At 63.2% G+C, this 26045-nt stretch carries 24 protein-coding genes; 16 read left to right on the top strand and 8 right to left on the bottom strand.

Annotated features, from left to right (window positions below; all coding sequences use genetic code 11):
- The first annotated feature begins 2 nt into the window (after positions 1-2).
- The gene (gene moaB / locus AC07UB_RS19565; protein WP_492792126.1) at positions 3-557 is read left to right on the top strand and encodes a molybdenum cofactor biosynthesis protein B; all 555 of its coding nucleotides are present in this window, start codon (positions 3-5) and stop codon (positions 555-557) included.
- 6 nt (positions 558-563) lie between these two features.
- On the opposite strand, the gene AC07UB_RS19560 is transcribed toward moaB, so the two are convergent.
- The 4 genes from AC07UB_RS19560 to AC07UB_RS19545 all read right to left on the bottom strand — a co-directional run bounded on the left by AC07UB_RS19560 (position 564) and on the right by AC07UB_RS19545 (position 2829).
- Positions 564-719, bottom strand: a complete 156-nt coding sequence (locus AC07UB_RS19560; protein WP_492792127.1) for a hypothetical protein — start codon at positions 717-719, stop codon at positions 564-566.
- Entirely contained in the window at positions 719-1657 is a 939-nt protein-coding gene (locus AC07UB_RS19555) for a bifunctional helix-turn-helix transcriptional regulator/GNAT family N-acetyltransferase (RefSeq protein ID WP_492792128.1), read from the bottom strand. Before AC07UB_RS19555 ends, AC07UB_RS19560 begins: the two co-directional genes overlap by 1 nt.
- An 87-nt stretch (positions 1658-1744) precedes the next feature.
- The gene (locus tag AC07UB_RS19550) at positions 1745-2317 is read right to left on the bottom strand and encodes a glycosyltransferase family protein (RefSeq protein ID WP_492792129.1); all 573 of its coding nucleotides are present in this window, start codon (positions 2315-2317) and stop codon (positions 1745-1747) included.
- A 179-nt stretch (positions 2318-2496) separates the two neighbouring features.
- Positions 2497-2829: a DUF3551 domain-containing protein gene (locus AC07UB_RS19545; RefSeq protein ID WP_492792130.1), complete on the bottom strand. Its 333-nt coding sequence runs from the start codon at positions 2827-2829 to the stop codon at positions 2497-2499.
- Between the two features lie 164 nt (positions 2830-2993).
- Here AC07UB_RS19545 and AC07UB_RS19540 point away from each other — a divergent pair, with 164 nt between their 5' ends.
- From AC07UB_RS19540 to AC07UB_RS19530, 3 genes are all read left to right on the top strand, one after another.
- Positions 2994-4154, top strand: a complete 1161-nt coding sequence (locus tag AC07UB_RS19540; protein ID WP_494653962.1) for a PA0069 family radical SAM protein — start codon at positions 2994-2996, stop codon at positions 4152-4154.
- A 77-nt stretch (positions 4155-4231) separates the two neighbouring features.
- Positions 4232-4993 (top strand): ribonuclease HII, encoded by a 762-nt coding sequence (gene rnhB / locus AC07UB_RS19535; protein WP_494653964.1) that lies wholly within the window; start codon positions 4232-4234, stop codon positions 4991-4993.
- A 74-nt stretch (positions 4994-5067) separates the two neighbouring features.
- The gene (locus AC07UB_RS19530; RefSeq protein ID WP_494653966.1) at positions 5068-6582 is read left to right on the top strand and encodes a glycosyltransferase family 39 protein; all 1515 of its coding nucleotides are present in this window, start codon (positions 5068-5070) and stop codon (positions 6580-6582) included.
- Between the two features lie 12 nt (positions 6583-6594).
- On the opposite strand, the gene AC07UB_RS19525 is transcribed toward AC07UB_RS19530, so the two are convergent.
- Both AC07UB_RS19525 and AC07UB_RS19520 read right to left on the bottom strand, forming a co-directional pair.
- Positions 6595-7800 (bottom strand): MFS transporter, encoded by a 1206-nt coding sequence (locus tag AC07UB_RS19525; RefSeq protein ID WP_492792134.1) that lies wholly within the window; start codon positions 7798-7800, stop codon positions 6595-6597.
- 163 nt (positions 7801-7963) lie between these two features.
- Entirely contained in the window at positions 7964-8764 is an 801-nt protein-coding gene (locus AC07UB_RS19520; RefSeq protein ID WP_492792135.1) for a uracil-DNA glycosylase, read from the bottom strand.
- Between the two features lie 117 nt (positions 8765-8881).
- Here AC07UB_RS19520 and AC07UB_RS19515 point away from each other — a divergent pair, with 117 nt between their 5' ends.
- From AC07UB_RS19515 to AC07UB_RS19505, 3 genes are all read left to right on the top strand, one after another.
- Positions 8882-10543: an electron transfer flavoprotein-ubiquinone oxidoreductase gene (locus AC07UB_RS19515; protein ID WP_494653968.1), complete on the top strand. Its 1662-nt coding sequence runs from the start codon at positions 8882-8884 to the stop codon at positions 10541-10543.
- Positions 10544-10704: 161 nt separating this feature from the next.
- Positions 10705-12492, top strand: coding sequence for a tetratricopeptide repeat protein (locus AC07UB_RS19510; protein ID WP_492792137.1), 1788 nt, complete (start codon positions 10705-10707; stop codon positions 12490-12492).
- A gap of 158 nt (positions 12493-12650) precedes the next feature.
- Complete coding sequence (locus AC07UB_RS19505; protein ID WP_492792138.1) at positions 12651-13535, top strand: 4-(cytidine 5'-diphospho)-2-C-methyl-D-erythritol kinase; 885 nt, start codon at positions 12651-12653, stop codon at positions 13533-13535.
- A gap of 7 nt (positions 13536-13542) precedes the next feature.
- On the opposite strand, the gene AC07UB_RS19500 is transcribed toward AC07UB_RS19505, so the two are convergent.
- Positions 13543-14553 carry a polyprenyl synthetase family protein gene (locus AC07UB_RS19500; RefSeq protein ID WP_492792139.1) on the bottom strand — a complete coding sequence of 337 codons (1011 nt, stop codon included), beginning with the start codon at positions 14551-14553 and terminating at the stop codon, positions 13543-13545.
- Between the two features lie 107 nt (positions 14554-14660).
- Here AC07UB_RS19500 and AC07UB_RS19495 point away from each other — a divergent pair, with 107 nt between their 5' ends.
- The 7 genes from AC07UB_RS19495 to AC07UB_RS19465 all read left to right on the top strand — a co-directional run bounded on the left by AC07UB_RS19495 (position 14661) and on the right by AC07UB_RS19465 (position 21885).
- Positions 14661-14888 carry a putative signal transducing protein gene (locus tag AC07UB_RS19495; RefSeq protein ID WP_492792140.1) on the top strand — a complete coding sequence of 76 codons (228 nt, stop codon included), beginning with the start codon at positions 14661-14663 and terminating at the stop codon, positions 14886-14888.
- Positions 14881-15666 carry a tRNA1(Val) (adenine(37)-N6)-methyltransferase gene (locus tag AC07UB_RS19490; RefSeq protein WP_494653972.1) on the top strand — a complete coding sequence of 262 codons (786 nt, stop codon included), beginning with the start codon at positions 14881-14883 and terminating at the stop codon, positions 15664-15666. Before AC07UB_RS19495 ends, AC07UB_RS19490 begins: the two co-directional genes overlap by 8 nt.
- A gap of 375 nt (positions 15667-16041) precedes the next feature.
- A complete protein-coding gene (locus AC07UB_RS19485) occupies positions 16042-16929 on the top strand; it encodes a S49 family peptidase (RefSeq protein WP_492792142.1) in 888 nt (295 codons plus the stop codon).
- A 15-nt stretch (positions 16930-16944) separates the two neighbouring features.
- Entirely contained in the window at positions 16945-17127 is a 183-nt protein-coding gene (locus AC07UB_RS19480) for a hypothetical protein (protein WP_492792143.1), read from the top strand.
- Between the two features lie 361 nt (positions 17128-17488).
- Positions 17489-18421 carry a glycine--tRNA ligase subunit alpha gene (locus tag AC07UB_RS19475; protein WP_492792144.1) on the top strand — a complete coding sequence of 311 codons (933 nt, stop codon included), beginning with the start codon at positions 17489-17491 and terminating at the stop codon, positions 18419-18421.
- A 1-nt stretch (position 18422) separates the two neighbouring features.
- Positions 18423-20507 (top strand): glycine--tRNA ligase subunit beta, encoded by a 2085-nt coding sequence (glyS, locus tag AC07UB_RS19470; protein ID WP_492792145.1) that lies wholly within the window; start codon positions 18423-18425, stop codon positions 20505-20507.
- A gap of 259 nt (positions 20508-20766) precedes the next feature.
- Positions 20767-21885, top strand: coding sequence for a hypothetical protein (locus AC07UB_RS19465; protein ID WP_492792146.1), 1119 nt, complete (start codon positions 20767-20769; stop codon positions 21883-21885).
- A 109-nt stretch (positions 21886-21994) separates the two neighbouring features.
- On the opposite strand, the gene AC07UB_RS19460 is transcribed toward AC07UB_RS19465, so the two are convergent.
- Positions 21995-22357 carry a DUF1236 domain-containing protein gene (locus AC07UB_RS19460; protein WP_492792147.1) on the bottom strand — a complete coding sequence of 121 codons (363 nt, stop codon included), beginning with the start codon at positions 22355-22357 and terminating at the stop codon, positions 21995-21997.
- A gap of 305 nt (positions 22358-22662) precedes the next feature.
- Between AC07UB_RS19460 and AC07UB_RS19455 the strand changes: the two genes are divergently transcribed.
- Positions 22663-22803, top strand: a complete 141-nt coding sequence (locus tag AC07UB_RS19455) for a DUF3096 domain-containing protein (RefSeq protein WP_492792148.1) — start codon at positions 22663-22665, stop codon at positions 22801-22803.
- Between the two features lie 159 nt (positions 22804-22962).
- Positions 22963-25839, top strand: a complete 2877-nt coding sequence (gene ppdK, locus AC07UB_RS19450; protein WP_492792149.1) for a pyruvate, phosphate dikinase — start codon at positions 22963-22965, stop codon at positions 25837-25839.
- Positions 25840-26045: the final 206 nt, after the last annotated feature.

The raw sequence follows: 26045 nt of genomic DNA, 5'->3' as shown, positions 1-26045 counted from the left end.
CCATGTCTGCAAGCAACGACGCGTCGCCGTTCATCCCGCTCAATATTGCGGTGCTGACGATTTCCGATACGCGCGCGCTTGCCGACGACAAGTCCGGCACCACGCTTGCGGATCGCATCACGGCGGCAGGGCATGTCCTTGCCGCGCGTGACATCGTCACCGACGACGTCGAGGCAATCCGCGCAAAACTAAGAACATGGATCGCCGACGAAGGCGTGGACGTTGTCGTCACAACCGGCGGCACCGGCTTCACTGGCCGCGACGTGACGCCCGAAGCCGTCGAGCCGCTGTTCGAGAAACGGATGGACGGTTTCTCGATTGCGTTTCACATGATGAGTCACGCGAAAATCGGAATGTCGACGATCCAGAGCCGTGCGACGGCGGGCGTCGCCGGTGCGACCTTCATCTTCTGTCTGCCCGGTTCGCCGGGCGCGTGCCGCGATGGATGGGACGGCATTCTCGCGCACCAGCTCGACTACCGCACCAGGCCGTGCAACTTCGTCGAGATCATGCCCCGGCTGGACGAGCACCTGAAGCGCGGCAAGGCGCGAAGCTGACGCCGATCAGCGGCGAACCTTGCTGACGGCCTTCGAGAGGCCGGCAAGGATCATCCGCATCGCCTTGCGATAGGCGCGCAGCCGCAACCGCCGGGCCTTGGCGGTGTGGAGGGCGATGATTTCGGGCGTGACGCGATATTCGCGCTCGTCACGCCCGTGCATCACAAGTCGCGCTCCCAGGTCTCGCCGGTCAGGTCATGACCGAAGCTGTGATGCGGTTTGCTTGCGACGTGTCTGAACCCCGCGTTTTGGTAGATTCCGCGTGCGGCAAGCAGCATGCTTTGCGTCCACAGCGTGATTTTGCGGTAGCCGGACTGGCGCGCGAAGGCGACGCACTCATCGACCAGCCGCTTGCCGAGGCCGATGCCGCGTCCCGCCGGATCAACCAGCAGCAGACGAATCTTTGCAATGTCGTCGGAATGCTTGACCAGAAACACCGAGCCGACCTGTTTGCCGTCGATCTCGGCGATCCAGCAGCGTTCGCGGGCCGGATCGAAATCTTTCAGAAACTGCGCGACGATCTCGGCGACCATGCCTTCAAATGAAATATCCCAGCCAAATTCCTGCGCGTAGAGAAACCCGTGCTGTTGCACGACCCAGCCCATGTCGCCGGGCCTGTGCGTGCGCAGCGTCGCCTCCGGACGGGCCGCCGGCTCGTCGCCAAGCAATCGTTCGATGGTGGTCATCGCCTCGACCAGACGTTGCCCGCCATCGCCGGGAAGCGCGTCGATCATCTTGCCGACTTCCCGATGCGATGTGCGGTCGAGGCGCTCGAAGGCCTGCTTGCCCTTGGCGGTCAATGCCAGCTTGAACTGACGGCGATCCGACGGAACCGGCTTGCGTGTGATCAGCCCTTGTTCGGTGAACGCTTGAACGATCCGGCTGAGGTAGCCGGCGTCGAGGCCCAGCTCGGCGCCGATGTCCTTGGCGAGAGCGCCATCACCATGCGCCAGTTCGAACAGCACGCGGGCTTCGGCCAGCGTGAAGGGGCTTTCCAGCAGGTGCTGCTCGAGCACGCCGATCTTGCGCGTGTAGAACCGGTTGAACTGCCGGACGGCCGCGATCCGCGTGTCCTGACCGTCTTTGGAAGGTGCGCGCATCGGCGAACGTGCCTCGTCTTGTCCAGACGGGCATTCTCATGAAATTGTTGACGCGGTCAAGTATTATTGTTGACGCGGTCAACTACTTCAGGCGGCCACGAAAATCTTGGTTCTGAGCACCGCGCGGCCGGTGCGGCCAAGTTTCGAGATCAGTTTAGCCTCGGCGCGGCGCGTAGCCGGGGCATAGCCGCCGACGCGCTCATAATGGTCGCGGGAGATCAGCAGGCCTTGGTCAGCGGATGGGCCGGAAATAAACCGGGCGAGGGATTTCATCCCGTCGCGCACCGTCGCCTCCTCATAAGGCGAGCGCGCATAACGAAAGATGCCTGCGCGCTGACGTCCGCTCAGCGACACCCGCTGCATGAACTGGGCGGCCTCATCGATCCAGCCGGCTTCCAGTACGGCGCCGGGAAGCAGGAACAGCAGCCACGGCGACCGGCTTTGCTCCGCCCCTGCCGCGAGGGCCGCTGCGCGCGAGCCGTCGAATTTCAGGAAGTCGCATCCCGCGATGTCGGCCACGCGCTCGATCGTGTCGGAGCCCGGCCGGTCGACCAGCACGACCTTCTGCACGATTCCGGCGGCCGCCCCCGGAACGAGGGCAGCGAGGGTGGCAACGACAGGTTGCTCGACGCCTTCGGTGGGAATGACAACGCTGATCATGGGCCGGGGCTGGAATGCTCGTCCGTCAATGCCTAGTGCGGAACCGTTATCATCTTGTCACACTCAGGACAGCCCGTCAGGTGCAGCTTTTTGCGGCATTTGTTAACGGCGGACCCGCCCGGTCCAAACGAAAGCCCCGGCGAAAGTTCGCCGGGGCTTTTTGATGTCGAGACTATCGGTCAGTAGGCGCCGATGGTGATCCCGATGCCGGGCTGGCGGTAATAACCCGGTCCATCATTATAATATCCGGCGCCGTAAGCAGGGCCCGGCGCATAGGCGTAGGAATCCTCATATCCGCCATAACCGCCTCGCCATCCGGGATTGGACACGCACTGGCCGCCGGCGCCGCTCACGGTGCGTGCGCACGAGGCATAGGTCGGATAGCCGCAACTGCGGAAACTCTGTCCATCAGCTTGCGTCGCGCAGAATGCGCCTGCGGAGGCTGGCGTCGCCAAGAGAGCCGAGCCGGCAATCGCGGCGGCTGCGGCGGTCGAATAAAGCAATTCTCGCATAATCGTCTCCCTTCAATGGTCCGTCGGGCGGTCAACGCGGCAGGCAAACAAAAGCTCCGAAAAATCGGCGCTGAAAAATCAGGCTGAAAAATCAGCTCCAAAATTTCCTGTGAGCGCTGCGCGAGAGTTCTTGTTTTGTTCTCATTCGGTGCTATGTTCACCCCATGAGCCGTGCATCCCATGCCCTCAAACACCCGCCGGTCACGTCGCCCTCCGAGCCGGCGGGTGTTCCTTCTCCTTTTCCCGAGATCGAAGTCGCCATCGACCGCCAGCGGCGCAGGGGCCGCGGGGCGCAATCCAACGCCAGCGGGCGGTTTGAGGCCGAAGCCAGGGTTGTTTTCGACGACGGCTGGCAAAGCCTCGAAGAATTGCCGCCGTTCCAGACCACTGTCGCTCTCGACACCGCGCGCAAGGTCATCACCCGCAACGACTCGCCCGACATCGGTTTCGACCGCTCGATCAATCCCTATCGTGGGTGCGAGCATGGCTGTGTTTATTGCTTCGCGCGCCCGACCCACGCCTATCTTGGGCTCTCGCCGGGGCTGGATTTCGAATCCAGACTGTTCGCCAAGCCTGATGCGCCGGAATTGCTGGAGAAGGAACTGGCCGCACCGGGTTACGAGCCGCGCATGATCGCGATTGGCACCAACACCGATCCGTATCAGCCGATCGAGCGCGAGCATAAAATCATGCGCGGCATTCTCGAGGTTCTGGAGCGAACCGGGCATCCGGTCGGCATCGTGACGAAGTCTGCCTTGGTGACACGGGACATCGACATTCTGGCGCGGATGGCGAAGCGCAATCTCGCCAAGGTCGCGATTTCGGTGACAACGCTGGACCCGAAGCTGGCGCGCACCATGGAGCCGCGCGCGGCGACGCCGCCGAAGCGGCTGGAGGCGCTGCGGCTGCTGGCCGATGCGGGCATTCCCTCGACCGTGATGGTCGCGCCCGTGATTCCGGCGCTGAACGATTCCGAGATCGAGCGCATTCTCGATGCCGCCGCCCACGCCGGCGTGAAGGAAGCGAGTTACGTGCTGCTGCGGCTGCCGCTTGAAGTGCGCGACCTGTTCCGTGAATGGCTGATGGCGAACTATCCGGACAGATACCGCCATGTCTTTACGCTGATCCGTGACATGCGTGACGGCCGCGATTACGACTCGCAATGGGGAACGCGCATGAAGGGCACCGGCCCGATGGCGTGGATGATCGGACGGCGGTTCGAGATCGCGTGCGAGAAGCTCGGCCTCAACAAGCGGCGCTCGAAACTCACGACCGCCCACTTCGCGCGGCCCAGGCGCGCCAACGCGCAGCTTGATTTGTTCTAAAGCCGGCTCGGTTGAATAGCGGGCAAGAATGAAAATTCCGGCTTGCGGGGCGGCACGCGCGCCCGCAGCATCGCCGCATGATTCGGGATAAATCCGCAGCGGTTCCACAGGCAGCGAAACGCGCGCCGCGCAACGGCGTGGTTGCCGTGGCGCCGCCGAGCTTTCGGCGCGAGCGCGCGCTGATCAAGCGCGGCGTCTGGCCGGTCGCGGGCTGCGACGAGGCCGGTCGCGGTCCGCTGGCAGGTCCGGTGGTCGCCGCTGCCGTGATCCTCGATCCGAAACGGATTCCAAAAGGCATCGACGATTCCAAGCGCCTGACGCGGGAGCGCCGCGAGGCGCTGTTCGAGGAAATTTGCGCGACCGCGCTGGTCTCGGTCGCCGTCGCGCCGCCATCGCGGATCGACCGCGACAACATCCTTCGCGCGTCGCTATGGGCGCTGGCCCGGGCTGTTCATGCCTTGCCCGAAATGCCGCAGCATGTGTTCGTCGACGGACGCGACCGGCTGGATACGTCGTGCGAAAGCGAGGCCGTGATTGGCGGCGACGGCATTGTCATCTCGATCGCCGCGGCTTCGATCGTCGCCAAGGTCTCGCGTGACCGGCTGATGTGCCGGCTGGCGCTCGACCACCCTGGCTACGGTTTCGAGCGCCACATGGGTTACGGCGTTCCGGCCCATCTCGAAGCGCTCGACCGGCTCGGGCCGACGGTCCATCACCGCCGCTTTTTCGCGCCTGTTGCCGCCGCGCGGCAGAAACACGGCGCGGATCAGGACGGTGCGGCGGAGCCTGTTGAAATCGAGGCGGCGGTTGTGGCTGAGGATGCCGTTGCGGCCATCTGAGCGGTTCGGTTGCCGGATGGCTTGATGCGCCTTATCAGTGAGGCAGTCCCTCAGAATGCCGGTTCATACGTTTCATGCGTTTTACCTCCCTGATCGTTGAACTGGTTCGCGCCCGGCCGCGCCTGATCTTCTGGATCGTGGTGCTGGCGCAGGCGGCGGTGTGGCTGGTCCTGCCGTGGCTGCTGTACGGAAGCCCGCCGGGTGAGGTCGCGACCGTGCTGGCTTTCGGCCGGGAGTATCAGGTCGGCACACATCTTGGGCCGCCCGCCGCGTTCTGGCTCGCGGACATCGCTTTCCGTCTGTCCGGCAATCATATCTTCGGCGTCTACCTGCTGTCGCAGCTTTGCTTCATTGTGACGTTCTGGGCGCTGTTCAAACTCAGCCGCGCCATTGTCGGAGCGCAGCAGGCGGTGCTTGCCGTGTTGCTGACGGCGACGATCACCGCCTTTTCCTTTCCCGGCATCGAATTCGGCCCACTCATTCTGGCGCGTCCGTTGTGGGCGCTGGTGCTGCTTCATGCATGGCAAATCATCGGGCAGGGGCGGCGCAACGCGTGGTTCCTGTTGCCGGTCGAGGTCGGCCTGCTGGTGCTGACCACGCCGGCGGCGATTCCGCTGCTGGCCTTGCTGGCCATTTTCGCGGCGGCGACCGCGAGGGGCAGGCGCGCATTCGCATCGACCGATCCGCTCTATGCGGCTGTCGTCGTCATCGTGCTGGTATTGCCTTATGCGGTGTGGTGGCTGCGCGCGGATACGACCGCGCTGCCGCCATTGCCCGCGGCGGCCGAACTTCAGGACAGGCTGTTCGGCTGGATCGGGCTTCTCTCCGGCCTGCTGTTCGCGCTGTTTGGCGTGGCGCTGCTGGTGATCGCCAATTCCCGCTATCTGGAACGCAAGGCGGAAGATGCGCCGATCATCTATCGCCCGCCGCTCGATCCCTTCGCGCGGCTGTTCGTCTATGTTTTCGTACTGGTCCCCGCGATCACGCTCAGTTTCATGTCGGCGTTGTTCGGCAAGGACCAGATCATCGGCGGTGACGGCATTGCGCTGCTGCTTTCCGGGCTCGCGGTGGTGGTCACCGCGGGCGATCTCATTCCGCTGCGCCGGCAACAGTGGCTGCGCTCGGTCTGGCTCGTCATCATGGCGGCGCCGGTCGTCGTCGTTCTGGGCATCACGTTCATCCAGCCGTGGATTGGCAGCGCTGACGTTGGAACATCGCTTCCCGCGCGCGACATCGGCGTTTTCTTCGGCGAGAATTTCGAGCGGCGCACTGGCCGTCCGCTTGCGGCAGTCGCAGGCGATCCGCAGATCGCGACCTTGATCGGTTTCGCAGCACCCTCGCGTCCGCATGTGATGCTCGATGCGACGCCGCAACAGACGCCTTGGATTACCCCGGCATCGTTCAACGAGACCGGCGGCGTGGTGGTCTGGCGCGCGGCGGATACGGCTGGCACGCCACCCGCTGACATCGTGAAACGGTTTCCCGGTCTTGTGCCGGAAGTGCCGCGCGCGTTCGAGCACAAGGTGCGGGGCCGTCAGGCGCTGCTGCGGATCGGCTGGGGCATCGTGCGACCGCAGGCATCCCGATAGGCGAGAGCGGGGTTACACGGATACTCGCCGCTGCATCATCGCGGAAAGAGCGAGGCCTGCGAGCGCAATGGCCACCGCTGGGAACACGACGATGTTGACCATCGACCAGCCGTAGCTGGCGAGCAACTGGCCCGATGAGAACGAGCCGATCGCCACCAGCCCGAACACGATGAAATCGTTGAAGGCCTGAACTTTCTTGCCTTCCTGCGGACGGTGCGTCTCGACAATCAGTGCCGATGCGCCGACGAACGAAAAATTCCAGCCCATGCCGACCATGAACAGGGCGGCCCAGAAATGCGGCGCGGTGATGCCAGACAATCCAATCGTCGCGGCGGTCGCCTCCAGCAGAAGGCCGAGTGCCGCGATCTTCGCCGCGCCGAACCGCAAGATCAGCGAACCGGTGAAGAAGCTCGGCGCGAACATCGCGACAATGTGCCATTGGATGCCGAAATTGGAATCGCTGAGACTCAGTCCGCAGAACTTCATCGCCAGCGGCGCGGATGTCATCAGCAGGTTCATGCCCGTAAAGGAAACCGCGCCGCACACCGCCGCCGCGATGAATCGCGGTTGCCGCACGATCTCCAGCAGCGGTCGTCCTCCCGCCAGATGTGCAGGAGGAGGTTTGGGCGCATCGACGGTCGACAGCACGGCCATCGCCACCAGCGCGACCAGTGCCTGAACCAGAAAGCTTACGGCGAAGAGATACGGCGGCCAGATATCCATGGTCCACTGCACAAGTTGCGGACCGAGTACGCCGGCGAACACGCCGCCGGCCATCACCCACGAAATCGCTTTCGGGCGATACGCGGCGCTGGCGCCGTCCGTCGCCGCAAAACGGTAGGACTGCGACACCGCGCCATAGAGTCCGCCGAGAAATGTCGCGAAGCAGAACAGGACGAATGAGCCTTGCAGGATGGCGACAGCGGCGACGACACCGCACAGCGCCCCACATCCGGTGCCTGCGATGAATGCGGCGCGCCGGCCAAACGCTTGCGAGATCATGCCCGTGGGCAACGTGCCGGCAGCGAGCCCCAGCACGTAGATCGAGAGCGGCAAGGTCGCGAGCGAAATGCTGGGGGCGAGCGTTGCGCCGACGATCGAGCCGGTTGCAAAAATGACCGCCGCATTGGCGCCGGTCAAAGCTTGCGCTGCCGCAAGCCGTTTGACGTTTGCACGTGCGCGGGTGTCGTTGGTCGTCTCTGCCGTGTTAGCCGTCACATTCCACCCGGGGCTGTTTCTTGGTTATTTCTTTCATGCTTATGGATGGAAATAGGAGATTCTTCCACGTGCAATCCCGTGATGGCCGTCATGCAAAGCCCGGGTGCGATCCAAAGAAGACGCGATCGAAAGAATGAGGAAGGTTAGCTGAGCGTCAGCGCCGTCAGCCCTGAAGCGCTTTTTGCACCGCGCGCAGGTCCTGCCATGTCAGGCGCTTGTAGCTCGGCTGCCGCAACAGATACGCCGGATGGAATGTCGCCATCGCCTTGATCGTTCGCTTGCCGGTGTCGTAGTCGAACCATCGGCCGCGGGTTTTCATGATGCCGTCCTTGAGATCGAGCACGGCCTGTGACGACGGCTTGCCGAGACACACCAGCACATCGGGATCGACGAGTTCGATCTGCCGCCGAATGAAGGGCAGGCAGATCTGCGTTTCCTGCGGCGATGGATCGCGATTGCCCGGCGGCCGCCACGGGATGATGTTGGCGATATAGGCATTGCTGCGGTTGAGGCCGATGGCGGCCATCATCAGGTCGAGCAGCTTGCCGGAGCGGCCGACGAACGGCAGTCCTTCCAGATCCTCGTCGCGTCCTGGCGCTTCGCCGACGAACATGATTTTCGCTTCCGGGTTGCCGTCGGCGAACACCAGCCGCGTCGCGGTCGATTTCAGCGCGCAGCCGTCGAAGCGCTCGAGCAACGCGCGCAGTTCCGCAAGCGATGCCGCCTGGGGCGCAATCTCGCGCGCCGACATGATCGCGGCGTCCGGCGCGGGCACAGGCCCGGCCGGAATCGGCGGAGGAACAGGGTTCGCAGTGCGGAACAGTGCGGGCTTGGCTGCCGGCTTTTCCTCCGCCGCCGGCTCTTCCGACAGGCGATCGACGGGGGTATCCGACAACGCGCAATCGACCCCGGCCTCCAGATAGAAGGCGAGAAGTTCGCGGGCTGTAGGCGTGGGTTCTGACATCGGCACGGCGTCAATCTAGGACGGATCGCGCTGCAGCGAAACGGGGTTGTTCTTGCGCTGAAAATCGGGAAGAACCATGCTTAGAAACATTCTGAAACGCCATTTCGAGATGACATCATGAGCACCGAGCCGCTTCCGCCGCGCGATTCCATGGAATTCGACGTTGTGATCGTCGGAGCAGGGCCATCGGGTCTGGCGGCCGCCATCCGGCTGAAGCAGATCAACCCGGAACTGACGGTTGTCGTGGTCGAGAAGGGTTCGGAAGTCGGTGCGCATATTCTGTCGGGTGCTGTGATCGATCCGGTCTCGCTCGACAAGCTGATCCCGGACTGGCGCGACGACGCCGACTGTCCGCTGAAGACGCAGGTGAAGGACGACCAGTTCTTCTGGATGACGGGTAGCTCCGCGATCAAGCTGCCAAACTTCATGATGCCGCCGCTGATGAACAACCATCACTGCTTCATCGGCTCGCTCGGCGACGTGTGCCGCTGGCTCGGCCCGCGCGCGGAAGCGCTCGGCGTTGAAATCTATCCCGGCTTCGCCGCGGTCGAGGTGCTCTACGGTGAAAATGGCGAGGTGCGCGGCATCGCCACCGGCGACATGGGCGTGGCGCGCGACGGTTCGCACAAGGCGTCCTACACGCGCGGCATGGAATTGCTCGGCAAGTACACGCTGTTCGCGGAAGGTGCGCGCGGTTCTCTCACCAAGCAGCTGATCGCGAAGTTCGCGCTCGACAAGGATTCTGAGCCGTCGAAGTTCGGCATCGGCCTCAAGGAGGTCTGGCAGATCGATCCGGCGAAACACAAGAAGGGGCTGATCCAGCATTCCTTCGGCTGGCCGCTGAACATGTCCACCGGCGGCGGATCGTTCCTTTATCACTACAACGAGAACCTCGTCGCCGTCGGTTTCGTCGTGCATCTGAACTACGACGATCCTTACCTTTCGCCGTTCGATGAATTCCAGCGCTTCAAGACCCATCCGAAGATCAGCGGCGTTTTCGAGGGCGCCAAGCGCATCGCCTATGGCGCGCGCGCGATCACCGAAGGCGGCTACCAGTCGGTGCCGCGCCTGACCTTCAAGGGCGGCGCGCTGATCGGCTGCGCGGCCGGTTTCGTCAACGTGCCGCGCATCAAGGGCGTCCACAACGCGATGGGCACCGGGATGCAGGCGGCGGAACATGTCGCGGCGGCGCTCGCGGCCGGGCGCGCCAACGATGAAATCGTCGAATACGAAAACGGCTGGCGCGATTCGGCGGTCGGCAAGGACCTGTTCAAGGTCCGCAACGTCAAGCCGCTGTGGTCGAAGTTCGGCACCATCGTCGGCGTTGGCCTTGGCGGTATCGACATGTGGACCAACACACTGTTCGGCTTTTCGCTGTTCGGCACGCTGTCGCACGCCAAGCCCGATCGCAAGACGCTGGATCCTGCCAAGGCGCATGCGCCGATTGCCGGCCCGAAGCCGGACGGCAAGCTGACCTTCGACAAGTTGTCGTCGGTCTTCCTGTCCAACACCAACCATGAGGAGGATCAGCCGATCCATCTCAAGGTGGCGGACATGAACCTGCAAAAGACCTCGGAGCACGACGTGTTCGCCGGTCCTTCGAATCGCTACTGCCCCGCAGGCGTTTACGAATGGGTCGAGGAATCGTCCGGGCCGCGTTTCCAGATCAACGCCCAGAACTGCGTCCACTGCAAAACCTGCGACGTGAAAGACCCGAACGGTAATATTACATGGGTTCCGCCCGAGGGCGGCGGCGGGCCTAATTATCAGTCAATGTAAGCACGATTGCGCGAGGATGGCGGATCGTCACGATTGCGCCACACTGGCTGGGCTCGTCGTTTGACGGCTCGAATCCTTGCGGATGACAGCCAAAAGAGCCATTGTCCCGATGCTGCTGGCCTGACCGGTCGCACACCCCAATCATGGAGCCGGCGAGCGTGATGTTCCAAGGTCGTTTCAGTCGCGTGGCCGTTGCCACACTCGCTCTGACGTCGGTGCTGGCCTATGCCGGTCCGCTCGCCGCGCAAACCCGCACCAGCGCCAGCGAAGACGCCAAGCAGGCAACGTTCCCGACCTCGCGTGATCTGATCGGCCTGACCGTGTCCGGCAGCTATCTCGCCGCGCGTCACGCCAGCGTCGACCGCGACGCTACCGCAGCCGCTGCATTCTACCGCGCGGCGCTGCGCTCCGATCCGAAGAACAACGAACTGCTCGACCGCGCCTTCATCGCGTCGCTCGCCGATGGCGACATCGACGAGGCCGTGAAGCTCGCCGATCGCATTCTGACCATCGACAAGAACAATCGCGTCGCGCGGCTGGTCGCGGGCGTGCGCTCGCTGCGTCAGAAGCAGTACGCCGCCGCCCAGCAGAACATCAATCAGTCGATCCGCGGGCCGATCACCGATCTGGTTGCGACGCTGCTGTCGGGATGGGCGAGCTACGGCGCAGGCAACACGCAGGCGGCGGTCGCCAATATCGACAAGCTGGCGGGACCGGAATGGTATCCGATCTTCAAGGATCTCCACACCGGCATGATCCTTGAGCTTGCCAACAAGCAGAAGGACGCGGGCGTTCGCTTCGAGCGCGCCTACAAGCTCGACGATTCCGCGCTGCGGGTGTCGGACGCCTATGCGCGCTGGCTGTCGCGCAACAAGGACGCGGCGGCTGCGACCGCCATCTATGAGGGTTTCGACAAGAAGCTCGCGCGCCATCCGCTGGTGGTGGAAGGCATCCGCGAAACCAAGGCAGGCAAGAAGCTGTCGCCGCTGGCGGAAACGCCGCAGCAGGGCGCGGCCGAGGCGCTGTACGGCATCGGCGCGTCGCTCACGCGCCGCGGCGGTGAGGATCTCGCGCTGGTCTATCTTCAGCTCGCGCTTTACCTCAACCCGAACCATTCTCTCGCGCTGCTTTCGCTGGCGGATCTCTATGAATCCGTGAAGAAGCCGCAGATGGCGATCAAGGTGTATGAGCGCGTCCCCGCGACGTCGCCGCTCAAGCGCAACGCACAGATCCAGCTTGCGACCGATCTCGACGCCGTCGATCGCACCGATGAAGGCATCAAGATTCTGAAGGCCGTCGTTGCCGACGATCCGAAGGACCTTGAGGCGATCATGGCGCTCGGCAACATCGAGCGTGCGCGCAAGAAGTTCGAGGATTGCAGCGAGACCTACGGCAAGGGCATCGAGGTCCAGGCCGGAACGGAGAAGCCGAACTGGGTGTTCTATTACTTCCGCGGCATTTGCGGCGAGCGCTCGAAGCAGTGGTCGAAGGCCGAGGCCGATCTCAAGAAGGCGCTCGAGATGCAGCCCGAGCAGCCGCACGTTCTCAACTATCTCGGCTATTCGTGGATCGATCAGGGCATCAATCTCGATGAAGCCATGAAGATGATCCGCCGCGCGGTCGAGCAGCGGCCGGATGACGGTTACATCGTGGATTCGCTGGGCTGGGCTTACTACCGCATCGCCGACTACGAGAACGCCGTGAAGAATCTCGAACGCGCGATCGATCTCAAGCCGGAAGATCCGACGATCAACGACCATCTTGGCGACGCCTACTGGCGCGTCGGGCGGACGCTTGAGGCGAAATTCCAGTGGGCTCATGCGCGCGATCTCAAGCCCGAGGCGGAAGAGCTGCCGAAGATCGAGGCCAAGCTGCGTGACGGCCTGCCGGAGGATACCTCGAACGCGGCCGCCGCCGAGAAGAAGAAAGAAGACGGCCGGGGCGGCTGATCCAGGCCGTTCTTTCGGCCGTCAACGATCGGCGTCCCTCCATGTCATTGCCGGGCTTGACCCGGCAATCCATCTTCCTCAATAACCATTGAGCTTCCTGAGCGCGCGCAGGCCAAATCTGTGCGCGATATGTCGTTGCCTGGAATGGCGGAAACTCGATGACCCTTCTGACCGAAACCGCCCGCGCCAAGGTCAACCTGACTTTGCGCGTTCTCGGCCGCCGCGCCGACGGTTATCATGACATCGAAAGCCTCGTGGTGTTCGCCGACTGCGCGGACACGCTGACGCTGACGCCCGGTCCGCAACTCGATCTTTCGACCGGCGGTCCCGGAGCAGAGGCCTGTGGAGATACTGCCGACAATCTGGTCATTCGCGCGGCGCGGCTGCTCGGCGAGCGCATTCCCGGCCTGACGCTTGGACACTTCACGCTGGACAAGCATCTGCCCGTCGCGGCCGGCATCGGCGGTGGTTCGGCGGACGCAGCGGCGGCCTTGCGGCTGCTGGCGCAGGCGAACGGCATTGCAAGCGATGATCAGCGCATTGTCGATGTCGCGCGCGAAACCGGCGCAGACATTCCGGTGTGTCTCGCTTCAAAGGCCTGCACAATGACCGGCGTGGGCGAAAATCTGTCGATGCTCGACGTGCCGTCGATGCCATGCGTGATGGTCAATCCGCGCGTCGGCGTCGCGACCAAGGATGTGTTCGCGGCTCTCGGGCTCGGCAAGGGCGAATTTCTTGCGGGCGCGGGCGACGTGATGCTGTCACCCGGCTGGCCGGCGGACGGTGCGTCATTCGATGCGTGGCTCGATGCGATTGGAAGAGGCACCAACGATCTGGAGCGGCCGGCGCTGAAAGTCGAACCGATCATTGGTGATGTGCTGGAAGCGCTGCGTGCGACGGAGGGTGTGCGGCTCGCGCGCATGTCGGGTTCGGGCGCGACGTGCTTTGCGATCTTCCAGACCATCGGCGATGCGGGCCAGGCAGCGAAAGCCATTTCGCAAGCCCACCCCGGCTGGTGGGTTCATGCCGGCGTGCTGAGCTGAAAAGAAGCTAGTGCGAGCGCGCGAGGCAGAACGCGACGACCTGCTCGAGCGCGGTCTTCATCGGCGATGACGGAAACAGCGCCAGCGCGTCGACGGCCATGGCGCCGTAATGCTGGGCGCGGTTCATCGCGTCTTCGAGCGTGCGATGCTTGGTCATCAGGCCGATGGCGTGATCGAGATCGCCGTCCGCGATCTCGCCCTTCTCCAGGGTGCGGATCCAGAATGCGCGCTCGACGTCGTTGCCGCGGCGGAACGCCAGCACCACCGGCAGCGTGATCTTGCCTTCGCGGAAATCGTCGCCGAGGTTCTTGCCGAGCTTGGCGGCCTTGCCGCCGTAATCCAGCACGTCGTCGACGAGCTGGAACGCGATGCCGAGATTCATGCCGACCGAGCGGCAGGCGGTCTGTTCGGCCTTCGGGCGGTTGGCGATCACGGGACCGACTTCACAGGCCGCCGCGAACAGTTCAGCCGTCTTGCCGCGGATCACGGCGAGATATTCGTCCTCGGTGGTGGCGGTGTTTTTCGCCGCCGCAAGCTGCATCACCTCGCCCTCGGCGATGGTGGCGGCCGCCGACGACAGGATGTCGAGCGCGCGCAGCGAGCCGACTTCGACCATCATCCGGAATGCCTGCCCGAGCAGGAAGTCGCCGACCAGCACGCTGGCCTCGTTGCCCCACAGCATGCGCGCGGAGAGCTTGCCCCGCCGCAATTCGCTTTCGTCCACCACGTCGTCATGCAGCAGCGTCGCGGTGTGCATGAACTCCACGGCCGCGGCGAGCTTGATATGGCCTTCGCCCGTGTAGCCGGTGAGGTTGGCCATCGCCAGCGTCAGCATCGGACGCAGACGCTTGCCGCCCGACGAAATCAGGTGATTGGCGACCTCGGGGATCATCGTGACTTCCGAGCCGGTTCGCGACAAAATGGTGCTGTTGACGCGCTCCATGTCGGACGCAACAAGCTCGACAAGCCGATCTATCGATGGCGTCGAGTGGCTCTCAAAGGGTACAATAACCGCCACGTCCGGTCTCCGGATGAATTTAGGGGCACAATAGAAACTGCCGTGCGATGCGGCAAGAGCAACGAACGGGCCTCCCGGATCGTTTCCAACTGCGGGAGACGGCTGCTTTGAAGGAACTGGTGCGGACCAACGATGTGGTGCTGGTGTCTGCGATCGGCGCATTGCTGGACGGGGCCAATATCCATCATCTCGTTCTCGATAATAACATGAGCATCATGGACGGATCGCTGGGCGTTCTCCCCCGGCGCATCCTCGTCCATGAGGACGACAATATGGCAGCCCGGCAACTGCTCTCCGATGCTGGCCTCGCCCATGAGTTGCGGGACAATGACTGATCCCGCCGCCCCCAATCCGGCAACTGGCGTCACGGACGATCTGTTTCTCGGCGGGCAATTGCGGCTGCGTCAGCCGGTGCGCGGCCATCGCGCGGGTCATGACGCGATCTTGCTCGCGGCAGCCGCGCCCGCGCGGCCCGGACATCGCGTGGTGGAATTCGGCGCTGGCGTCGGTGCCGCGGGGCTCAGCGTGGCCCGCCGCGTCGCCAATGTCGATCTGGTGCTCGTTGAGATCGATGCGGCGCTTGCGTCATTGGCGCGCGCCAATGCGGACGTGAATGGCATCAACGCGCATGTCGCAATGCTCGATGTCACCGGCAGCGCCGATGCTTTCGCGGCGTCTGGACTTGGTCCTGACAGCGCCGATGTGGTGCTGATGAATCCGCCGTTCCACGACGCGGGTCGGCATCGGCCCTCACCGGACCCTGCGCGGGCGGTTGCGCATGTGGCGGCTGCCGACACGCTGGAAAAGTGGACCCATGCCGCGCGGCGCGTGCTGAAATCCGGCGGGACGCTGACGCTGATCTGGCGGGCGGACGGACTGGCCGAGGTGTTGACCGCGCTGGCACGCGGATTCGGCAGCGTCGAAATCCTGCCGGTTCATCCCACTCCTGGCGCGGCTGCGATCCGTGTGCTGGTCAGCGCCGTCAAAGGCGGACGGGCGCCGCTGGTGCTGCACGCTGACCTTGTGCTTCTGGATACGAATGGGGAAGCAGGAGCGAAAGCTCAGGCCATCCTGGGCGGAAAGGCCACATTGCCGATGGCGAAGGCGCCATAAACTGTTGAATGCCGACCGCTGAATGCTCAGCGGGCCAGCAGTCTGCTTATTGGGTTACCGATTTTGGTCCCTTTTCGGGCACCTGGGTGAAGTGGATGGTCGTCAGGAGAACGCTAATCAGCAAGATCAGGAGGTAAATCTTCATTTTTGCACCTTTAGGGCTGCGCTGCTGCAACCGTTGTGATTGTTGCAAAGCAAAGTGCGTTCCAGTTTTGCCGCGCTCCGGCGAATAACCGGAGAATTCAAGGAAATCCCGTCCGATCAGATATTTAGACGGAATTTCGGCACAAACGACGTGCTTAACGATTGTCGAATGTGCTGATGGCTCCTGATGCCAGTTACCGAATAATAAACCGTGAACATGAAGGGCTTTCCATGGCCGAGAATGACGGCAGAGATCACTTTGGCGCGAGATTGAGAAATCTGCTGCCGGCGCGATGGCGCGGCGGGGCGGTGGTGCCCGTGGTGCGTTTGTCTGGTGTGATCGGCGCGGTGACGCCGCTGCGGCCGGGTATGTCGCTGTCCGGCGTGTCCCGGACGCTGGAGCGCGCCTTCGCAACCAAGGGCGCAAAAGCGGTCGCGCTGGTGATCAATTCGCCCGGCGGCTCGCCGGTTCAGTCGCGGCAGATCTATCAGCGCATCCGCCAGCTCGCCGCCGAGAAGAAACTGCGCGTGCTGGTGTTCGTCGAGGATGTGGCGGCATCCGGCGGCTACATGATCGCGTGCGCGGGCGATGAGATTTTCTGCGATCCGTCGTCTATCGTCGGCTCGATCGGCGTGGTCGGCGGCACGTTCGGTTTTACCGAACTGATCAAGAAGGTCGGTATCGAGCGCAGGCTCTATACGTCGGGCGATCACAAGGCGACGCTCGATCCGTTCCTGCCGGAGAACCCCGAGGATGTCGCGCGGCTGAAGGCGATCCAGCGCGAGATCCACGACACCTTCATCACGCTGGTGAAGGACAGCCGCGGCGCGCGGCTCAAGGGTGAAGGCGATTATCTTTTCACCGGCGAATACTGGGCGGGCGAGCGCGCGGTGAAACTCGGTCTGGCCGATGCCATCGGCGACTTGCGCACCGTGCTGCGCGCGCGATACGGCGAGAAAGTTCAGATGCCGGTGATCGCGCCGCCGACAGGACTGCTGTCGGGCCTTGCAGGCCGCAAGCCCGGCGCGGGATCGTCCGTGCTGGACTTCACGGGATTTTCACAGGATCTGATTTCGACGCTGGAAGAACGCGCGGTCTGGGCGCGTTACGGTTTGTAGAACGGGAGACCGACGATGCCGCCGCTGATCCTGATTGCCGCCGGAATTCTGGGTGGCGCGGCATTGGTGCGTTTCGCGGTGCGCGAGGGCAAGCGCATCAATCGCGAACTCGACGATGCGCGCAAGGCCAAACCCGCCGAGCAGGAGAGCCTTCCAAAACTCCGCCGCGATCCCGAGACCGGGACCTACAGGCCATGATCGCGAAAGCGGGGTACGAGACGATCAGCCGTGCCTGCGCACGTCGTTGATGGTCATGATGCAGAGCGCAGCCATCACGGCGGCCGCAAGCAGAACCTGAAACACAATCATTGCCATCCCCGTCAAAAGCACCGCCGGTTAAACCCGGCCGTTGGTTGCAATGGCGACCTTGCTAAGGGGAGGTTGCTAATAAAGACGAACGCGCGGGCGCCTGTTCATTCGCGCGGTTAAACCGGCGTTCGGGGGACCGCTAAAATTGCGCCGATTCCGGCAGGAATTGAGGCTATCGCCTTGATTCCGTTAGCCCGCGCCGATACGGTCCGCGCGCAAATCACCCCCTGCCAAAGATCAAAGACGTCCGATGGATTCCCTGCCTCCGCACATGCGTCCCGAACGCTCGTTTCAGGGCCTGATCCTGACGCTGCAGCGTTACTGGGCCGACCATGGCTGCGTCATCCTGCAGCCCTACGACATGGAAGTGGGCGCGGGCACGTTCCATCCGGCGACGACGCTGCGCGCGCTCGGCCCGAAGCGCTGGAACGCGGCTTACGTGCAGCCGTCGCGCCGCCCGAAGGACGGCCGTTACGGCGAGAACCCGAACCGCCTGCAGCACTACTATCAGTTTCAGGTGATCCTGAAGCCGTCGCCGCCGGACATTCAGGGTCTCTATCTCAAGTCGCTCGAAGCCATCGGTGTCGATCTGCATCTGCACGATGTGCGTTTCGTCGAGGACGACTGGGAGAGCCCGACGCTGGGCGCGTGGGGCCTCGGCTGGGAATGCTGGTGCGACGGCATGGAAGTCTCGCAGTTCACTTACTTTCAGCAGGTCGCGGGCGTCGAATGCGCGCCGGTGGCGGGCGAACTCACTTACGGCCTCGAACGCCTCGCGATGTATGTGCAGGGCGTCGATCGCGTTTACGATCTCAACTTCAACGGCCGCGACGGTGACGAGAAGGTCACCTATGGCGACGTGTTCCTGCAAGCGGAGCAGGAATACTCGCGGCACAATTTCGAGCACTCCGACGCGGACATGCTGTTCAAGCAATTCTCGATGGCGGAAGAAGCTTGCAAGAAATATCTCGAGGCGGGCTGGCAGGATGGCAAGCGCGAGGCGCACCTGATGGCGCTGCCGGCCTACGACCAGTGCATCAAGGCGAGCCACGTGTTCAATCTGCTCGATGCGCGCGGCGTGATCTCGGTCACCGAGCGCCAGAGCTACATCCTGCGCGTGCGCGAGCTTGCGAAAGCCTGCGGCCAGGCATGGATGCACACCGAAGCGGGCAGGGTGGCGTAAGATGCCTGATCTTCTCCTCGAACTGTTCTCCGAAGAAATTCCCGCGCGCATGCAGGCGAAGGCGGCGGAAGACCTGCGCCGCATGGTGACCGACAAGCTGGTCGCCGAAGGTCTCGTTTATGAGGGCGCGAAAGCGTTCGTGACGCCGCGCCGCCTCGCGCTGACCGTGCACGGCATTCCTGTGCGCCAGCCCGACCTCAAGCAGGAGCGCAAGGGCCCGAAGATGGGCGCGCCCGATGCGGCCGTGCAGGGCTTTCTCAAGGCGACCGGCCTCAAGTCGCTGGATGAGGCGAAGATCCAGCGCGACCCGAAGGGCGATTTCTATATCGCGCTGATCGAGAAGCCGGGCCGTCCGGCCATCGATGTGATCGCGGAGATGATTCCGCTGATCATCCGCACGTTCCCCTGGCCCAAGCAGATGCGCTGGGGCGAGCGCTCCGCGAAGAACGGCGCGCTGACCTGGGTGCGGCCGCTGCATTCGATCATCGCCACTTTCGGCATCGAGACCGAAGAACCCGAAGTCGTGAAGTTCGACATCGCCGGCATCGAAGCCGGACAGACCACGCGCGGCCATCGCTTCATGGCGCCCGCCGAATTCAGCGTGCGCCGCTTCGACGATTACGTGTCGAAGCTGGAAGCGGCGAAAGTCGTGCTCGATCCCGAGCGCCGCAAGAACATCATCCTGACCGAGGCGAAGAACCTTGCCTTCGCGCAGGGGTTTGAGCTTGTCGAGGATCAGGTGCTGCTCGACGAAGTGGCGGGCCTGGTCGAATGGCCGGTGGTGCTGATGGGATCGTTCGACGAAGAATTTCTGTCGATCCCCGGCGAGGTGATCCGCGCCACCATCCGCAACAACCAGAAGTGCTTTGTCGTTCGCGATCCGAAGACCGGCAAGCTCGCCAACAAGTTCATTCTGACCGCGAACATCGAAGCGAGCGACGGCGGCAAGGCCATCGTCGCGGGCAACGAGCGCGTTATCCGCGCGCGGTTGAGCGACGCCAAGTTCTTCTATGAAAGCGATCTGAAGAGCTGGAAAGACAAGTCGCCGGACGATTTGCTGAAGAAGTTCGACCAGATCGTGTTTCATGAAAAGCTCGGCACGCAGGCCGAGCGCATCGCGCGCATCACGCGGCTCGCGGTCGAACTCGCGCCGCTGGTGAAGGCTGATCCGAAGAAGGTGGAAGCCGCCGCGAAACTCGCCAAGGCCGACTTGCTGACTGAAGTTGTCGGCGAGTTCCCCGAACTTCAGGGCCTGATGGGCAAGTATTACGCGTTGGCGCAGGGCGCCGATGCATCCGTCGCGAGCGCCTCGGAAGATCACTACAAGCCGCAGGGTCCTGCGGATCGCGTGCCGACCGATCCGGTTTCGGTTGCCGTCGCGCTTGCGGACAAACTCGACATTCTGACTGGCTTCTGGTCCATCGATGAGAAGCCGACGGGATCGAAAGACCCGTTCGCACTCCGTCGTGCGGCGCTCGGCGTTATCCGCCTTGTGAGCGATAACGGAATCCGGGTGCCATTGCTTGCTGCTTTCGCCAAAGCGGCAAAGCCGCATGACGGCGACGATCTGCTCACCTTCTTCGCTGATCGCCTGAAAGCGCAGTTACGCGAACAGGGCGCACGCCATGATCTCGTGGACGCCGTGTTCGCGCTCGGCGGGCAGGATGATCTGTTGATGGTCGTCCGCCGTGTCGAAGCGCTTGGCAAATTTTTGGAAAGCGACGACGGAAAGAACCTGCTCGCAGGCACCAAGCGCGCGTCGAACATCCTTGCCATCGAGGAGAAGAAGGACAAGCGCAAGTTCGACGGCGCGCCCGATGCGAAGCTGTATCAACTCGATGAAGAGAAGAAGCTCGCCAGCGCGATCGCCCAGGTGAAGACCGAGGCCAGTGCCGCCGTCGCCAAGGAGGACTTCGCATCGGCAATGACCGCGATGGCCAAGCTGCGACCGGCGGTCGATGCCTTCTTCGACAAGGTGAAGGTCAACGACGACGACAAGGCCGTGCGCGAAAACCGCCTGAAGCTGCTCAACGAAATCCGAGAAGCAACCCGCGCGGTGGCGGATTTCTCGAAGATTCAGGATTAAGCGCGAGAGCGTTTCCGATGCGCTCCCTCGCCCCGCGTGCGGGGAGAGGGTTGGGGTGAGGGCCAACTTCGTCTCGCGACCGCAGATTGGCCCCTCACCCGGAGCCTTCGTTGCACTTCGGCTCCGACCTCTCCCCGCAAGCGGGGCGAGGTGAAACAGCAGCGGGCTGGATGCACGCTTGCAGAAGTTTACCTTCCGTTAACCATGTTCTGAAAGGTTCCGGTAACCTTCGTTAACAGCGGCTAACGGCGGACGACCCATGACGTCGATCAATCCCGGCACCAATCCTTACGCCCAATACGGCTCCGCTTATGCGCGTGCGGCTGCCGCCGCGCAGCCGTCGTTGGCCGATGCGCTCAACGCGGCGGACGCAGGCAGTAGCAGCAATTCATACGATCCGAACGCGGCAACCAATCTCACGCTGTCGGATGCCGCGAAAGCCAGGCTCGCCAGCGATGCGGCGATTCCGGATTTCACGACCGTCGCCAATGATGCGCGCGTAACGCTCGACAAGCTTTACGCCGACGCAAAAGTCACCAGCCCGATCGGCGCCGACGGCAAGACCACGATTGATCTGGCATCTCTGGATCGCCGCGCGCTGTTTGCGATCGCCACCAACAGCGGCGGCAAGTTCACGCCCGACGAGCAAACAGTCGCTTTCGGCGAGTTGCAGAATCGCTTCGACACGGCGCTTGCGCCTGCTGCCGCGGCGACGTCGATGACCAGGAACTACACCGTCGTCTACAAGGCCGCGCTGGATTATCTCGATGGCGCGAGCAATGAGGAAAAGGCCACGGCGACGTGGGCTGCGCAGCGCGCCGCCGTGCTGAAGGGTTTCGACGCCGCCAAGCAAAAACCGGATATGGCGCCGTCCGGCATTTCCGGCGATCCGGTCGCCGCCTACTTCAAGCAATATCCGGACGGCTCGGCGCCCACGACATCGACAGCAAGTTTCGCGGATGTCGCCACCGGCGCGCGCGCCACGCTCGACGCGCAGGCGGCCGTGGCCGCCGCCGCCGGCAAGGAACTGGTTTTCGATCCGGGGCGCAAGACCGGCCAGCTTGTGGACTTCGCGTCGATCGACAACCGCTCGCTGTCGGCGATCGCGCTCAATCAGGATCAGAAATTCTCAAATCTTGAGAGTTATGCGGCCAAGAAGGAACTGGATTCGCGCACGCGCGCCAGCATCCTCACGTCGCTAAAGCAGAGCCAGCAGAGCGGCGATCCCAGCCAGCTGAGCCTTGGCATTCTGCAAAGCTATTCGGCGATGAGCGATGAGGAACGTCAGGCATCGGGATGGAGCCCTGCGTTCCGTGATAACCTGGTCCAGAGCTACAAGACCACCAGCAACATTCTGTCGATCCTGAAGGGATCGTAAGCATCGGATCAAAGAAACCCCGCCCGGGAGTGCCGGAGCGGGGTCATGCCGCTTGTGCAAAACGGGAGGGGAGCCTGTTCCGCACAAACGAAACTGCCTGGTCGATCAACTAGTCGATCACCTGCATCACGCGGCGGGTGCGCGGCTCGACCAGAACCGGACGGTCGTTGACAACGGTGTATCGATAGCTGGTCGCGCCGTATTGCTGCGGCACGTCGTAATAGGTCACGCCTGCTTCGGGCAGCACGGTGCCGACCCTCACCGGAGCCTCGATGGCGTAAGACGGCACGCGCTCCTGAACGATGTACTGACGAAAGCGCGGACGCTCGTCTTCGGTGATGATGCCGACACCCGGACCCACGAGGCCCGTCGTGACGCCTTCCTCAACGATAATGCGCTGCTGAGCGTGCGCTGCGAGCGGCAGTGCCGTGGCGGCTGTCAGCAGCGCTGCAGCGAGAAGGGGAGTACGCATGGTGTTCTCCTTATGCGAGGAGCATGAACCGCGCGCATTGATGCGCTCATGCGGCCACGCTTGGAAACCGGCAACGGCCGATCGACCGGATTGACAATCCATGCCGCCGCTCGTCGTTCCTGCGCGAATGTGATTTCACCGGGGCATTTTCATGGGAATGCAGGCGATGAAGCGGCAGGCGCGCGCCAACGGGAACCAACAGGTCATTTGCGCCATTAGCTGTTGCTGCGCGCGGCGTGAGGATAACTTTCTTGCGATTCGCGTTTTCAGATCGTCCTTGCCACCCACCTCCCTGGAGAGAACAGATGACACTCAGCACCCACCTTCAGCCGATCGTCGCACTGATTGCCGGCGTGTTGATTCTCATCATGCCGCGACTGCTGAATTTCATCGTCGCGATCTATCTCATTCTGGTCGGCATCATCGGATTGGGGATAATTAAGTAACGGGACATTACAGATTGTTACAGTTCTCGGGGCAAAAGCCGAAATTTCCCGGAATCTGTAACAATCTGTAACCGTCCGTGACCGAAAACGCGGATATCCGCCGGGAGTCGCTTGCGCGCGAACGGGCAACCGTGGTGTAACGCCGCTGCCGTTTCACTCATGCAGCGTCTGGAAGCCATGGCCAAAGCCTCATCGAAGAAATCCGCCGCGAAGTCCTCTCCAAAATCAGTTTCCAAATCCAGACCGGCTTCGAAAGCGAAGCCAGCCGCAGCGAAAACGGCCAAAGCTGGCAAGACAAGCGCGAAGACATCCGCGCCAGCGTCCAAGGCTTCTGGCATCAAGGCTTCCGGCATCAAGGCCGGCAAGTGGGTTTACACATTCGGTGACGGCCGCGCCGAGGGCAAGGCCGGGATGCGCGACCTGCTCGGTGGCAAGGGCGCGAACCTCGCCGAGATGGCCAATCTCGGATTGCCGGTGCCTCCCGGCTTCACGATCCCGACGTCGGTCTGCACGTACTTCTACGCCAACAACAAAACCTATCCGAAGGATCTGAAGGCGCAGGTCGAGAAGGCGCTGGACACCGTCGGCCAGATCGCCGGCAAGACATTCGGCGATGCGAAGAACCCGCTGCTGGTGTCGGTGCGCTCCGGCGGCCGCGCGTCGATGCCGGGCATGATGGACACCGTGCTCAACCTCGGCCTCAACGACAAGACCGTCGAGGCGCTGGCATCGCTCTCCGGCGACCGCCGCTTCGCCTATGACAGCTATCGCCGTTTCATCACGATGTATTCGGACGTGGTGCTCGGCTTCGAGCATCATCACTTCGAGGACATCCTCGACACCTACAAGGACAGCAAGGGCTATTCGCTCGACACCGAACTGACCGCGGACGACTGGGTCGATCTGGTCGGCCGATACAAGGACGCCGTGGCTCGCGAAACCGGCCATGACTTTCCGCAGGACCCGCACGCGCAGTTGTGGGGCGCGGTCGGCGCCGTGTTCTCGTCATGGATGAATGCGCGCGCGGTGACCTATCGCCGCCTGCACGATATCCCCGAGTCATGGGGCACAGCCGTCAACATTCAGTCGATGGTGTTCGGCAACATGGGCGACACCTCGGCGACCGGCGTTGCGTTTACGCGCAACCCGTCCACCGGCGAGAAGCGCCTCTACGGCGAATTCCTCATCAACGCGCAGGGCGAGGACGTTGTCGCGGGCATCCGCACGCCGCAGGACATCACCGAATACGCGCGCAAGGATTCCGGTTCGGACAAGGCGTCGATGGAAGTCGCCATGCCGGATGCGTTCAAGGAGCTGACGCGCATCTACACGCAGCTCGAAAAGCACTACCGCGACATGCAGGACATGGAATTCACGGTCGAGCAGGGCAAGCTGTGGATGCTGCAGACCCGCAACGGCAAGCGCACCGCGAAGGCTGCGCTGCGCATCGCGGTCGAACTTGCGAACGAAGGCCTGATCACCAAGAAGGACGCGATCGCGCGCATCGATCCGGCTTCACTGGATCAGTTGCTCCACCCGACCATCGATCCGGTCGCCAAGCGTGACGTTATCGCCACGGGGCTTCCGGCCTCGCCCGGCGCCGCTGCGGGCGAGATCGTGTTCTCGTCGGACGAAGCCGCCAAGCTCCAGGCCGATGGACGTAAAGTCATTCTGGTTCGTGTCGAGACCTCGCCGGAAGACATCCACGGCATGCACGCTGCCGAAGGCATTCTCACCACGCGCGGCGGCATGACCTCCCACGCGGCGGTGGTCGCGCGCGGCATGGGCAAGCCCTGTGTGTCCGGTTGCGGCACCATCCGCGTCGACTATGGACGTGGCATGATGACCATCGGCAATCGCAGCTTCAAGGCCGGCGATGTCATCACCATCGACGGCTCGCTCGGCCAGGTGCTGGCCGGACGTATGCCGATGATCGAGCCGGAACTGTCCGGCGACTTCACCACATTGATGGGCTGGGCCGATCAGGTTCGCAAGCTCAAGGTCCGCACCAACGCGGATACACCGGCGGACGCGCGCACCGCGCTGAAGTTCGGCGCCGAGGGCATCGGGCTTTGCCGCACCGAGCATATGTTCTTCGAGGAAACGCGCATTCGTACCGTGCGCGAAATGATTCTCGCCGAGGACGAGGGCGCGCGCCGCGCGGCGCTGGCGAAGCTGCTGCCGATGCAGCGCGCCGACTTCGTCGACCTGTTCGAGATCATGAAGGGCCTGCCGGTCACGATCCGTCTGCTCGACCCGCCGTTGCACGAGTTCCTGCCGCATTCGCAGAGCGAGATCGAGGAAGTCGCCCGTGTGATGAATACCGACCCGCGCAGGATCGCCGACCGCGTCCGCGAACTCGCGGAGTTCAACCCGATGCTCGGCTTCCGCGGCTGCCGTCTCGCGATTGCCTATCCGGAAATCGCGGAAATGCAGGCGCGCGCGATTTTCGAGGCCGCCGTCGAAGCCGGAAAGCGCACCGGCAAGCAAGTCGGTCTCGAGGTGATGGTGCCGCTGATCGCGACCCGCGCCGAATTCGACATCACCAAGGCGCGCATCGACGCCACCGCGCTGTCCGTGTCCAAGGACACCGGCGTGAAGATCGCCTATCAGACCGGCACGATGATCGAACTGCCGCGTGCATGTCTGCTGGCCGGTGAAATCGCGGAGACCGCCGAGTTCTTCTCGTTCGGCACCAACGATCTGACGCAGACCACCTACGGCATCAGCCGCGACGATGCGGCGAGCTTCCTCGGCACCTACGTGGCGCGCGGCATCCTCGAGATCGATCCGTTCATCTCGGTGGATCGCGCCGGCGTCGGCGAACTGGTGAAGATCGGCGTGCAGCGCGGGCGCAAGGTGCGTCCCGGTCTCAAGATGGGCATTTGCGGCGAGCATGGCGGCGATCCCGCATCGGTCGCGTTCTGCCATGAGATCGGTCTCGACTACGTGTCGTGTTCGCCTTATCGCGTGCCGATCGCGCGTCTTGCCGCGGCACAGGCGGCTCTCGGCAAGGCCGTCGCCAGCCAGGCGTGAGTTCCACCGTCACTTCACGACAGGATGCCGTCTCCGCAAGGAGGCGGCATTTGCTTTTGCGGCATCCGCTCGTTCATTATTTTCGTTGACGTTATTTTTACCACATTGCTGGACGCGCCATTTACCAACGCTTGCGAAGTGATGATGCGATTTCAAGCGCGCTCTTGCGTGTGGCGCGCGTGCCGCTGCGATTAACCCCCCGGCAA

The organism is Afipia sp. GW821-FHT04G03 (assembly GCF_059419985.1).
The sequence above is the reverse complement of the archived record's forward strand: the minus strand, read 5'-3'. Positions and strand labels throughout refer to the sequence as shown.